Below are 12,456 nucleotides of genomic sequence, written 5' to 3'. Positions count from 1 at the left end.
AACTGGCAGAAATTCGTCAAGGCCTATCAGGATGCGTTCCCGCCGAACAAGCGCTTCCCGAGCCCGTCGCTGCTGGCGACGAACTACTACGACTCGACGATGGCGCTGATCCTGGCGCTGCGCCAGGTCAACGGCGACCTCAGCGACAATCAATCCAAGCTGAAGGACGCGCTGGCGAAGATCGAGATCGATGCGCCGAACGGCAAGATCAAGCTCGATGCCAACCGGCAGGCGATCGGCACCAACTTCGTCACCGAGGTGGTCGATGACGGCAAGGGCGCGCTGTTCTCCAAGGTCGTCAAGGTGATCCCGAACGTGAACCAGACGCTCGGCTACGATCCGGCGGTGTTCGCCAAGATCGGCCTGCCGAGCCGGACCGTGCCGGAATGCAAGAAGTACTGACCTAATTGCTGCACCTGCGATGGCCGTGCGCCTGATATGACCGGCGCACGGCTCTTGAATTCCCGCTGCCGTTGAGGAACGCTGCGGTCAACACAGAAGTCCATCCCGGGGAGGGAGGACATGAGCAGGGCGCTTGCCGTTTTCCACGGCCGGTTCGGTCGTGCCACGGTGTATCAGCTGAACAGGCCCTTCAACGTGCATGCGCACCGCGAAGGGCATTTGATTTTCCATGTCGGCGGCACGCCGGCGTCGATCGACGTCTGCGACCGGCGCTTTCGGCTCGACGAGCACGCGATCGTCGCGGTCAATCCGTGGGAGCCGCATAATTTCCTGCCCGCCGATATCGGCGACGGCGCGGTGTTCTTCGTGCTCTACGTCAACGCCGAATGGTTCGCGCCCGACGTCGCGGGCGGGAAACCGTTTCGCTTCGGCCGCACGCATTTCAGTCGTACCGCGGCTCTGGAGAAACAAATCAGGCGCACTGCGGCGCTGGTCTGCGGCGCGCCGTCGCTCTCCAGCCTCGATTGCGAACTGCGGCAGCTGATCGACATCTGCCATGACGAAAGCTGGCAATGCAGCGAGCCCGAGGCCGAGCCGCGTAGCTGCGCGGCGGTGACTGACTTCCGCGTCCGCAAGTCGATCCGGCTGATGTCGGAAAGCCCGGGTGCGGAGATCGAGCTCGACAGCATCGCGCGCGAGGCCGGGCTGTCGCGGCCGCATTTCTATCGGCTGTTCCGGACCCAGACCGGCGTCACGCCGCATCTCTATCTCAACACCTTGATCATGGAGCAGGCGCTGGACGCGCTGGTTACGACAGAGTCGCCGATCGTCGACATCGGCTTCGACCTCGGCTTCTCCTCGCAGAGCGGCTTCACCCGATTCTTCGCCGCCAACGTCGGCATGGCCCCGACGGACTATCGCCGTGCAGCAAAGGTGCTGCGCGCATGACGCAGCCGCGGCACGCGAAAAGAGACTGACGGTCAAATGGAGGAGGCAAGAGGCCGGTAGGATCGGCGCAACGCGGCACCAGACTGACAAAAAGGCCGCGGCTCGGGAGGAAGAGTCCATGCAGCGCGCCGCCGCGAGCGCCCGGCACCGATCATGACCGTGACGCGCTTCATCGAGCGTCATCCGGCATGGGCGCTGATCGTCCTGATCGCGATCGGCGTGCTGCTATGGCTCGTGCTCGCGGTGTGGCCGCCGGGCTTGGAAGAGGCGATCGGCCGCAAGCGGGTGTTCCTCAATGCCGTGCTCAACGGCGTCACGCTCGGTGGGCTGTACTTCCTGGTGGCGAGCGGCTTCACCTTGATCTTCGGCCTGATGCGCAACGTCAATCTCGCCCACGGTTCGCTCTATTTGTTCGGCGGCTATATCGGCTACGCCGTCAGCACCGCCACCGGCTCCTGGCTGCTGAGCTTCATCGCTGCCTTCCTGGCGGTGGCGCTGGTCGGCGTGCTCTTGCAGCTCCTCGTGTTCCGCCGCATGGAGAGCGAGGAGCTGCGCCAGACCATGGTGACGATCGGGCTCTCGATCGTGTTCGCCGATCTGATGCTGTGGGCCTGCGGCGGCGATTTCTACCAGATCGAGACCCCCGCCTGGCTGGTCGGCCCGATCCAGCTGCCGTTCGTCACCGCGGTGAAATCCTCGGGCGAAGCGGTCTATTTACAATATCCACTGGTGCGGCTCGTGATCTTCGCCGCCTCCGTCGTGATCGGCATCCTGATGTGGCTGGCGCTGAACCGCACCCGTGTCGGGCTGATGGTGCGGGCCGGCGTCGACGATCGCGATATTCTCGCCGCGACGGGCGTCCGTATCCAGCTGGTGTTCGTCGGGGTGTTCGCGCTCGGCGCGGGGCTTGCCGGCATCGCCGGCGTGGTCGGCGGAACCTTCCAGTCGTTGTCGCCGGGTGAGGACATCCGCTTCCTGCTCGCCTCGCTGGTGGTGGTTATCGTTGGCGGCATGGGCTCGATCCCCGGTGCGGCGCTGGGCGCGCTGATCATCGGCCTCGCCGAGCAGCTCGGCTCGGTCTACATCCCGACCTACGCCATCGTCGTCACCTTCCTGATCATGGTGTTGGTGCTGGCGCTGCGGCCGCAGGGCCTGATGGCGAGGCGCTGACGATGTCGCTCGCCGAACGCACCCATCTGCATGCCAAGCCGCCGGCCACAGCGGCACTGCGTCCGGCGGCAGCGCCCTGGTCGGTCAACGAACATCCGCTGCCATGGCTGGTCGCGGTCATCCTGCTGATCATGCCGCTGCTCGCCAATGGCTTCTTCCTGATCGAAATCTTCGGCACCACCTTGATCCTCGGCACCATCGCGCTCAGCCTGATGTTCCTGGCCGGCTATGGCGGTATGGTCAGCCTGATGCAGCTCACCATCGCGGGCTTCGCCGGCTACATGGTGGGCGTATTCGGCGTCTCCGGCAGCGCCAATATCAGCCTCGGCTGGCCGTGGTGGCTGGCGGTTCCGATGGCGCTGGCGCTGGCGACCGCATTCGGCACACTCGGCGGCGCGCTCGCGGTGCGCACCGAGGGCATCTACACCATCATGATCACGCTCGCGATCGGGGCAGCCTTCTATTATTTCACCAACCAGAATTGGGCGATCTTCAACGGCCACACCGGGCTGAACACCATCGCGACGCCCAAATTCTGGAGCGTCAACTGGCGCGCCGACATTCCGTTCTATTATGTGACGCTCGGCGTCGCCGCGGCCTGCTACTTCGCAGTGCTTTACATCGCTCGCTCGCCGTTCGGTCTCGCGCTGCAGGGCCTGCGCGACAATCCCAGGCGGATGGCGGCGCTCGGGTTTCACGTCAACGCCCACCGCGTTGCCGCCTATGCGATCGCTTCGCTGATCGCGGCCCTGGCCGGCGTGCTGCAGGTTTGGAACTACGGCCAGATCTCGCCCGGCTCGGTCGCGGTCGAGCGCTGCATCGACATTTTGATTATCGCGGTGGTCGGCGGCATCACCCGGCCGATCGGCGCCTATATCGGGGCGCTGATCTTCGTGTTGCTGCGGACCTTCGCACTCGATGTGCTGGTCCAACTCGGGCTCGACGGCAATCGCTTCCGCCTGCTGATCGGGGTCGGCTTCCTGGTCATCGTGTTCTGGTCGTCTGATGGCCTCATCGGCCTGTGGGAGCGCTGGCGCCGCGGCAGTGCGCCGACGCAGCGGAGCGCGCATCATGGATAGCGTCGCGCAACGCTTGCAGGCGATCGGTTCGGACGCGGCGCTCGAGCTGCGCGGCGTCACCCGCATGTTCGGCGCGCTGGCGGCGCTGACCGACATTACCATCACGGTGCGGCCGGGCGAGCGGCGCGCGGTGCTCGGCTCCAACGGCGCCGGCAAGACCACGCTGTTCAACTGCGTCACCGGCGATTTCCTGCCGACCTCCGGCACCATTCGATTCTTCGGCGAGGACATCACGCATTTCCCACCCTACGAGCGCATCAGGCGTGGGCTGCGCCGCACCTACCAGATCTCGGCGCTGTTTCCCGGGCTCACGGTGCAGGACAACGTCTATCTGGCCTGCCGCGGCGTCTCGCGCGGGCGCTTCTCGCTGCTGCGGCCGGGCGCCAACGATGCGCTGATGCATGCGGCCGAGACCCTGGTCCAGGCCGTACACCTGACGCCGGCGAAGGATCGGCGCGTGGCCGAGCTGGCGCATGGCCAGCAGCGCCAGCTCGAGATCGCACTCGCGCTCGCTGGCGCGCCGCGCTTCATCCTGTTCGATGAGCCGGCTGCCGGTCTGTCGCCGACCGAGCGGCGCGAGCTGATCGAGATCCTGACCTCGCTGCCGCGGCACATCGGCTACATCATCATCGAGCACGACATGGATGTCGCGCTGCGCGTGGTCGAGAGCGTCACGATGATGCACAACGGCCGCATCTTCAAGGAGGGCCTGCCGCAGGAGATCGAGGCCGATCCGGAAGTGCAGGAGCTTTATCTCGGAGCCGGCCATGAATGACCGCAGCTCCACACGCGCTGCGCTCGAGGTTCGCGGCCTCGATGTCTACTATGGCCATTCCCATGCGTTACAGGGCGTCGAGTTCACCTTGCAATCCGGCGTGTTCTCGGTGGTCGGCCGCAACGGCATGGGCAAGACCACGCTGTGCAAGACCATCATGGGCTTGCTGTCGCCGAGCGCGGGATCGGTGCGCGTGCGGGGACAGGACATCACCCGGCTCAATCCCGCCAGCATCGCCCGCCTTGGCGTCGGCTATGTCCCGCAGGGCCGGCGTCTCTGGCGCTCGCTCACCGTCGACGAGCATCTGCGGCTGACCGCCGGCATCCGGCCGGGGCCTTGGACCATCGAACGCATCTACGACACCTTCCCCCGCCTTGCCGAGCGCAAGCATAATGGCGGCGGCCAGTTATCCGGCGGCGAGCAGCAGATGCTTGCGATCGGGCGCGCGCTGCTCACCAACCCGCATCTGCTGATCATGGACGAGCCGACCGAAGGCCTCGCTCCCGTCATCGTCTCGCAGGTCGAGGACATGCTGGTGCGGCTCGGCGATGAGGACGAGATCGCGGTGCTGGTGATCGAGCAGAATATCGGCGTCGCCACTGCGATTTCGAAGAACGTCGCGATCATGGTCAATGGCCGCATCAACCGCATCATCGAATCGGCGCGGCTTGCTGCTGATCGCGACCTGCAGCAGCAGCTGCTCGGCGTCGGAGTTGGCGTGCATGCCGAGGCCGACGTCGACGTGGTGAAGCCGCAGTCCGAGGCGGCCGCCGCGCAGCGGCCGCGCAGCGGCGGGCCGGTCCGCGTCTATGTCTCCAATCCGACCTTGCCGACGCGCTGGTCGCAACCGGTGCCGATCGCGCGGATCGAGGCTGCCGCGCGCACGCTGTCGTCGGGTGTTGCGCATCTCGAAGCCGCGGCTCCCCGCCGTACCGAGCCAAGCCGGCCGTCGCAGCCGGCAGGTCCGCCGGTGGTGCTGGTCGCCGGCACGCTCGATACCAAGGGCGACGAACTGCGTTTCATCCGCGACATCATCGTGGCCGCCGGCCTGCGGGCGCGCCTAGTCGATCTCTCCACCAGCGGCAAGGCTTCGACCTGCGATGTCTCGGCGCAGGAGATCGCGCTCAATCATGGGCGCGGCGGCGCGGCCGTGTTCGGCGCCGATCGCGGCGCCTCCGTCACTGCGATGGCGGACGCCTTCGCCAATTGGCTGTGCCGACAAAGCAACATCGCGGGCATCATCTCGGCGGGCGGCTCCGGCGGCGCCTCGCTGGTCGCGCCCGCGATGCGCACGCTGCCCGTCGGCGTGCCAAAGCTGATTGTCTCCTCGATCGCCTCGGGCGATGTCGGCCCCTATGTCGGCCCGACCGATATCACCATGATGTATTCGGTCACCGACGTGCAGGGGCTGAACTCGATCTCGCGCACCGTGCTCGCCAATGGCGCGAATGCGCTGGCTGGCATGGTCAAGGCGCAGCTCGATCAACGCGCAAAGCAGCCGCGCGATCGCAAGGGAGATCTGCCGGCGATCGGCATCACCATGTTCGGCGTCACGACGCCGGCGGTGCAGAAGATCGCAGCCGATCTTCGTCGTGATTTCGAGTGCCTGGTGTTCCATGCCACCGGCGTCGGCGGGCAGTCTATGGAGAAGCTGGTCGACTCCGGCTTGTTGGCCGGCGTCGTCGATCTTACCACCACGGAGGTCTGCGACCTGCTGATGGGCGGCGTCTTCCCGGCGACCGAGGATCGCTTCGGCGCTGTGATCCGTAGCCGCCTGCCTTACGTCGGCTCTGTGGGTGCACTCGACATGGTCAATTTCGGCAGGCCGGAGACGATCCCCGAACGCTACCGTCAGCGCAAATTCCACGTTCACAATCCGCAGGTGACCTTGATGCGCACCACCGTGGAGGAAAACGCGCGGATGGGGCGCTGGATCGGCGAGCGGCTCAACCAGATGGATGGGCCGGTGCGCTTCTTCCTGCCGGAGGGCGGCGTGTCGGCGCTGGATGCACCGGGCCAACCGTTCTGGGATCCGGACGCCGATGCGGCGTTGTTTCGCGCGCTTGAGCAGACCGTGCGTGTGACCGGCAGCCGTCAACTCGTCCGCATCAAGCGCAATATCAACGAGCCGGAATTCACGGCGGCCGTGGTGAGCGCGCTGCGCAGTCTGGTCGGGCGTAGCAGCATGCGCCGAAGAGCAGCGAGGTGACCGATGGCACGGTTTGAACGAGCGTCACTGCTGAAGAAATTCCACGCCATGGTGGCGAAGGGCGAGCCGATCGTCGGCGGCGGCGCCGGCACCGGCCTGTCGGCCAAGTGCGAGGAGGCCGGCGGCGTCGACCTCATCGTGATCTACAATTCCGGGCGCTACCGCATGGCCGGCCGCGGTTCGCTCGCCGGGCTGATGCCCTATGGCGACGCCAACGCGATCGTTCTGGAGATGGCGGGCGAGGTGCTGCCGGTGGTGACGAAGACGCCGGTGCTGGCCGGCGTCAACGGCACCGATCCATTCCGCGACATGGATGTGTTTCTCGATCAGCTCAAAGCCTTGGGCTTCGCGGGCGTGCAGAACTTTCCGACTGTCGGGCTGATCGACGGCATCTTCCGCGCCAACCTTGAAGAAACCGGCATGTCCTATGCGCTGGAGATCGACATGATCGCCAAGGCGCGTGACAAGGACCTGCTGACCACGCCTTACGTGTTCAGCGAAGCAGAAGCCGCTGCGATGGCGATTGCCGGTGCCGACATCATCGTCTGCCATCTCGGCTTGACGATGGGTGGCGCAATCGGTGCGCAGACCGCGCTCAAGCTCGAGGACTGTCCGGCGCGGATCGACGCCTGGGCCGCGGCTGCGCTCAGCGTTAATCCCGACATCCTGGTGCTCGCGCATGGCGGCCCGATCGCGGAGCCGGCGGATGCCGATTTCATCATGAAGCACACGCGCAAATGCCACGGGTTCTACGGCGCATCGTCGATGGAGCGCCTGCCGGTGGAGCGGGCGCTGACGGAGCAGGTTCGCCGGTTCAAGGCGATCGGAGCCCGATAAAAGGTCATGGGAGGAAAGAAATGTCCGGGAATCTGATCGGCGAATTGATCCTCTGGCTGATCGTCGCGATCATCGTGATCGTGATCGCCGTCTACATCGTGAACTGGCTGTATCATCGCTCCTCGAAGGAGGTCTCCTTCGTGCGTACCGGCTTCCTTGGCGAACGGGTGGTGATCAATGGCGGCGCCTTCGTGCTGCCGTTCGTCCACGACACCACGCCGGTCAACATGAACGTGCTGCCGATGGGGATCACGCGTGCAAAGCAGGATGCGGTGATCACGCGCGATCGCATGCGTGTCGACATCGAGGCCGATTTTTATGTCCGGGTGCAGTCGACTCGGGAGGCGGTCGCGATCGCAGCCGCGACGCTCGGGCGCCGCACGATGGAGCCGGAGCAGCTCTCTGCGCTGCTGTCGGGCAAGTTCGTTTCCGTGATCCGCTCCGTCGCGGCCGAGATGACGATGGAGCAGATGCACGAGCAGCGCGGCGACTATGTCGCGCGCGTCAAGGCAGCTGCGGCCGAGGCGCTGGCGCAGAACGGCCTCGAGCTGGAGTCGGTCGCGATCACCGATCTCGACCAGACCGATCTGGAATATTTCAACCCGTCGAACCGGTTCGATGCGCAGGGCCTGACCAGCCTGATGGAAGAGATCGAAGCCAAGCGCAAATTGCGCAACGACATCGAGCAGGATTCGATGATCCGGATCCGCACCCGCAACCTCGAAGCCGAGCGGCAGGCGCTCGATATCGAGCGCGAGAGCGAGACCGCGCGGCTGGAGCAAGAGCGCGACATCGAGATGCGCCGGGCATTGCAGCGCACCGAAGTGGCACGCGAGCGGGCGCTACGCGAGACGGAGGCCGAACAGGCGCAGATCCTGGCGCGCGAGGCGATCGAGAAATCGCGCATCGCCAACGAGCTCGCCATTGCCGATGCGCGTATCGCCTCCGAGCGCGACACCCGTCACCGGGAAATCGAACGCATGCGCGCGGTCGAGGAGAAGGAGCTGCTGGCGCGAGAGGAGATCGAGAAGGCGCGGATTGCCAATCAGCGCGCGATCGACATGACGCGCATCGCCAGCGAACGCGAGGTCCGGCAGCGCGAGATCGAACGCACTCGGACCGTCGAAGAAGCCGAGATCGCGGCGCGCGAGGCGGTCGAGAAGGCGCGGATTCAGCAGGATCGTATCGTTACCGATGCCCGCATCGCCAACGAGGAAGAGACGCGGCGGCGTGAGATTGAGCGGACCCGCACCGTGGAGGAAGCCGAGATCGCCGCGCGCGAGGCGACGGAGAAGGCGCGGATCGCGCAGACCATGACCGTCAATGTCGAGCGCATCGCCTCCGACGAACGCACCCGGGCGCTGGAGATCGCGCAGGTGCGGTCGATCCAGGAAGCCGAGATCGCGGCGCAGCAGGCGGTCGAAGCGGCGCGGATCGCGCGCGAGCGGACGCTGGCAGCCGAGCGCATCGGCTCCGAGCAGGCGACGCGCACGCTCGAGATCGAACGCAACCAGGCGCTCGACGTTGCTGGCATTACCGCGCGCGAGGCGACCGAGGCCAGCCGTATCGGCCAGGAGGAGCGGGTGCGGGCGCTGGAAATCGCCCGGACCCGTGCAATCGAGGAAGCCGATATCGCCTCGCGCGAAGCCATCGAGGCCGCGCGCATCGCGCAGGAGAAGGCGGTCGCGGCCGAACGCATCCGCGCCGAGCAGGAGACGCGCGGGCTCGAAATCGCGCGCACGGTGGCAATCGAAACCGCGGAATTGAAGCGGCGCGAGGCGGTCGAGCGGCAGCGCATCGATGTCGAGCTGGCGCTGGAGGCCGAGCGCATCGCCTCTTCGAAAACGCGCGAAGTGCTCAACATCGACCAGAAGAAGGCGATCGAACTCGCCGACGAAGCGCGGGTGATCGAGCTCGCCGCCAGGCGCTCCGAACGCATCGATGCCGACCGCCAGGTCAAGGAGGCCGAGATCAAGGCGCGCAAGGAGGTCGAGACCGCGGATGTGACGCGCGAGCAGGCGCTCGAAGCAGCGCGGCTGGAGCGGCGTCGTGCGATCGAGCAGCTCGAGGTCGGGCGCGTGCAGGCGCTGCAGGAGGCCGAGATCGCCGCGCGCGAAGAGGTCGAGCGCGCGCGCATCGCCTCGGATCGCGGGCTGGACGAGGCCCGTATCGGGCGCGAGCGCGACCTGCGCAAGCTCGAAGTCGTCCGGGAGAAGGACGTCGAGACTGCATTGATGGAGAAGGCGATCGCGCTGCATCAGAAGTCGCTGGAGGAATCGGCCGCGCGAGCAGCGGCAGAAGGTGCGCGGATGCACGCGATCGAGGCGGCCGAGCGCGTCGTCACGGTGCGGGAGAGCGAGATCGCCAAGCGGCGCAAGACCGTCGAGATCCTGATTGCCGAGAAGCAGGCCGAGGAGACGCGGATCGCCGCCGAGGCCGAGCGGGTGCGAGCCGCGGTCGAGGCCGAGGCCCAGCGCATGCTGAACGAGGCCGAGAACGTGCTGACCGATCAGGCGCGCTTCTCGCTGTTCCGCCGCAAGCTGCTCGATCGGATCGAGGGTATCGTGCGCGAGAGCGTGAAGCCGATGGAGAAGATCGAGGGCATTCGTATCCTCCAGGTCGACGGACTCAACGGTCATGGCGGAAATGGCAACGGCAATGGCGGGCGCAGCGCCACCGACGAGGTGATCGACTCGGCGCTGCGCTACCGGGTGCAGGCGCCGCTGATCGATTCCCTGCTGGCCGACATCGGCGTTGAGGGCGGCAGCCTTGCGAAGATGCCTGGCTTGATCCGCGAAGCCCGCGACATGCAGGGCATCAAGGAATCCGCCGCGCGCAAGCAGGGCGATGGCAAGCCGCCAAGCGGGGGAGGCGCCGGCGCGGAGCCTGCGGCCGATCGCGCGCCGAAGAAGAAGGGCTGACGCGATGGCCCGGGTCTACGTTTCCACCGTTGTCAACGCCCGCAACGACCGCGTCTGGGCTCGCGTACGTGACTTCAATGGGTTGCCGAATTGGCACCCGGCGATCGCGGAGAGCCGTATCGAGGGTGGCGAGCCCTCTGACAAGATCGGTTGTGTGCGCGATTTCCGTCTGCGCAATGGCGATCGCATCCGCGAGAAGCTGCTCGGCCTGTCCGACTACGACATGTTCTGCACCTATTCGATCTTGGAATCGCCGATGGGTGTCGAGAACTATGTGGCGACGCTGCGGCTGACGCCGGTCACGGACGGCGATCAGACCTTCCTGGAATGGACGGCGGAGTTCGACTGCGCGCCGGATCGGGAGACGGAGCTTGTCGGCAATATCGGCGGCGGCGTGTTTCAGGGCGGCTTCGATGCCTTGAAGCGGGCGTTCGGAGGATGACATGCCGCACATCGTGAAGAGCACGATCCTCGACGCGCCGACCGATCGGGTCTGGGACGTGCTGCGCGATTTCAACGGCCATGACCGCTGGCATCCGGCGGTCGCGACCTCGGCGATCGAGCGGGCGCAGGCCTCCGACAAGATCGGCTGTGTCAGACGCTTCAAGCTGAAGGACGGGGCCGAGCTGCGCGAGCAGTTGCTGGCGCTGTCCGACCTCGAGCAGAGCTTCAGCTACTGCTTGCTCGACACGCCGGTCCCGATGTTCAACTACGTGGCGCATGTTCGCCTGCTGCCCGTCACCGATGGTGACCGCACCTTCTGGCATTGGGAGTCGCGCTTCACGACGCGCCCCGCAGACGCTGACGCGATCACGAAAATGGTGGCGGAAGACATCTACCAAGGTGGCTTCGACGCCATCCGCCGCCATTTGAAGGAGGCTGCATGAGCCATTCTGCGACTTGCTTGTCTAACCTCGCCCCGCTTGCGGGGAGAGGTCGGATTGCATCGCCAGATGCAATCCGGGTGAGGGGGTACAGGTCTTACAATTCACACCGCTCGCGCGTCTGCCCCTCACCCCAACCCTCTCTCCGTAAAGAACGGGGAGAGGGGGTGCACTGCGTCTTTTGCGATAGCGCGCCAACAAACCTCGCAAGAGCTGCGTATCCCCTGGAGGCCGGACCATGCCGGTGACGGTGAAGACCTTCACGAGCACCAGCGAGGCCGCGGCGGCGTTGTCGTCGGACCGCGGCGCGCGCTATCTCGGCGGCGGCACGCTGGTGATGCGGGCGCTCAACGAGGGCGACATCGCGGTCGCCACCATCGTCCGCGTGGCGGATAGCGCATTAGAGCGGATCGATGCATCGAGCGGGCGCATCACGATCGGCGCCGGCGTCACCTTCGCCCGCATCCTGGCCGAGCGCGATCTGACCTTCCTGCATGCGCCGGCGCGCTCGATCGGCGGCCCGGCCGTGCGCAACATGGGCACCATCGGCGGCAATTTGTTCGCGCCGGTGCCTTACGGCGACTTCACCGTGGCCCTGCTGGCGCTCGATGCCGTCGTGTCGGTGCACGGCGGGCTCGGGGTGCGCGACGTCGCAATCGAGGAATTCCTGCAGACGCGCGAGCGGCACAATGGCGCGCTGGTGCTGTCCGTGTCCTGTCAGCGTCCGGCGAGCGCCGACGCGTTCCGCTATCGGAAAGTGGCGCGCATCAAGCCGAAGGGCGGCTCGGTCATCACGCTGGCGGCGCACCTGCCGGCCGGCGGCGGCCGCATCAGCGGCGCCCGCATTGCGCTGGGCTCGATGGGACCGGTCGCGATCCGCGCCAAGGCGGCAGAGCGTGCGCTCGAAGGGCGTTCGCTCGATGGCGGATCGATCAACGCGGCCGCGGTGGCTGTGACCGAAGGTGTTGCGCCGGCCGATAATGCGCTCGCCAGCGCCTGGTATCGCCGCGAGATCGCTGGCGTGCATCTGCGGCGGCTGCTGTCCGGACAGGAGTAAGAGACATGGCCAAGACCGCACTGCAATTTCAACACAACGGCCGTGACGTTGCGATCTTCGTCGATGGCGGTGTCAATTTGCTGGTGGCGCTGCGCGAACTGATCGGTGACATGACGCCGAAATTCGGCTGCGGCCAGGGTGGCTGCGGCGCCTGCTCGGTGCTGATCGACGGCG

12 protein-coding genes are annotated in these 12,456 nt (G+C 66.2%); all 12 read left to right on the top strand.

The annotated features are described in order from the left end of the window. A partial coding sequence (locus tag WA702_RS08760; RefSeq protein ID WP_425110126.1) for an ABC transporter substrate-binding protein occupies positions 1–402 on the top strand: 402 nt, incomplete at its 5' end. 120 nt (positions 403–522) lie between these two features. Further along, the gene (locus tag WA702_RS08755; protein ID WP_425110125.1) at positions 523–1,350 is read left to right on the top strand and encodes a helix-turn-helix transcriptional regulator; all 828 of its coding nucleotides are present in this window, start codon (positions 523–525) and stop codon (positions 1,348–1,350) included. A gap of 159 nt (positions 1,351–1,509) precedes the next feature. Next, complete coding sequence (locus WA702_RS08750) at positions 1,510–2,520, top strand: branched-chain amino acid ABC transporter permease (protein WP_425110128.1); 1,011 nt, start codon at positions 1,510–1,512, stop codon at positions 2,518–2,520. 2 nt (positions 2,521–2,522) lie between these two features. Beyond that, on the top strand, positions 2,523–3,599 hold the full coding sequence (locus WA702_RS08745; protein WP_425110124.1) for a branched-chain amino acid ABC transporter permease: 1,077 nt from the start codon (positions 2,523–2,525) through the stop codon (positions 3,597–3,599). Then, complete coding sequence (locus tag WA702_RS08740; protein WP_425110123.1) at positions 3,592–4,374, top strand: ABC transporter ATP-binding protein; 783 nt, start codon at positions 3,592–3,594, stop codon at positions 4,372–4,374. The genes WA702_RS08745 and WA702_RS08740 overlap by 8 nt, the downstream gene beginning before the upstream one ends. Then, positions 4,367–6,583, top strand: a complete 2,217-nt coding sequence (locus WA702_RS08735) for an ABC transporter permease (RefSeq protein ID WP_425110122.1) — start codon at positions 4,367–4,369, stop codon at positions 6,581–6,583. Before WA702_RS08740 ends, WA702_RS08735 begins: the two co-directional genes overlap by 8 nt. A 3-nt stretch (positions 6,584–6,586) precedes the next feature. Further along, positions 6,587–7,420: a phosphoenolpyruvate hydrolase family protein gene (locus tag WA702_RS08730; RefSeq protein WP_425110121.1), complete on the top strand. Its 834-nt coding sequence runs from the start codon at positions 6,587–6,589 to the stop codon at positions 7,418–7,420. 20 nt (positions 7,421–7,440) lie between these two features. After that, a complete protein-coding gene (locus WA702_RS08725; RefSeq protein ID WP_425110120.1) occupies positions 7,441–10,341 on the top strand; it encodes a flotillin domain-containing protein in 2,901 nt (966 codons plus the stop codon). Positions 10,342–10,345: 4 nt separating this feature from the next. Further along, on the top strand, positions 10,346–10,783 hold the full coding sequence (locus tag WA702_RS08720; protein ID WP_425110119.1) for an SRPBCC family protein: 438 nt from the start codon (positions 10,346–10,348) through the stop codon (positions 10,781–10,783). A 1-nt stretch (position 10,784) separates the two neighbouring features. Then, positions 10,785–11,228: an SRPBCC family protein gene (locus WA702_RS08715; RefSeq protein ID WP_425110118.1), complete on the top strand. Its 444-nt coding sequence runs from the start codon at positions 10,785–10,787 to the stop codon at positions 11,226–11,228. 235 nt (positions 11,229–11,463) lie between these two features. Then, positions 11,464–12,282 carry an FAD binding domain-containing protein gene (locus WA702_RS08710; RefSeq protein ID WP_425110117.1) on the top strand — a complete coding sequence of 273 codons (819 nt, stop codon included), beginning with the start codon at positions 11,464–11,466 and terminating at the stop codon, positions 12,280–12,282. A gap of 5 nt (positions 12,283–12,287) precedes the next feature. Next, positions 12,288–12,456 (top strand): 2Fe-2S iron-sulfur cluster-binding protein (locus tag WA702_RS08705; RefSeq protein WP_425110127.1); only part of this gene is annotated, 169 nt, incomplete at its 3' end.

The organism is Bradyrhizobium sp. (genome assembly GCF_049798375.1).
In the GTDB taxonomy this organism is placed as follows: Bacteria; Pseudomonadota; Alphaproteobacteria; order Rhizobiales; family Xanthobacteraceae; genus Bradyrhizobium.
Note: the sequence above shows the minus strand (reverse complement) of the source record. Positions and strands in the feature narration are given on the sequence as shown.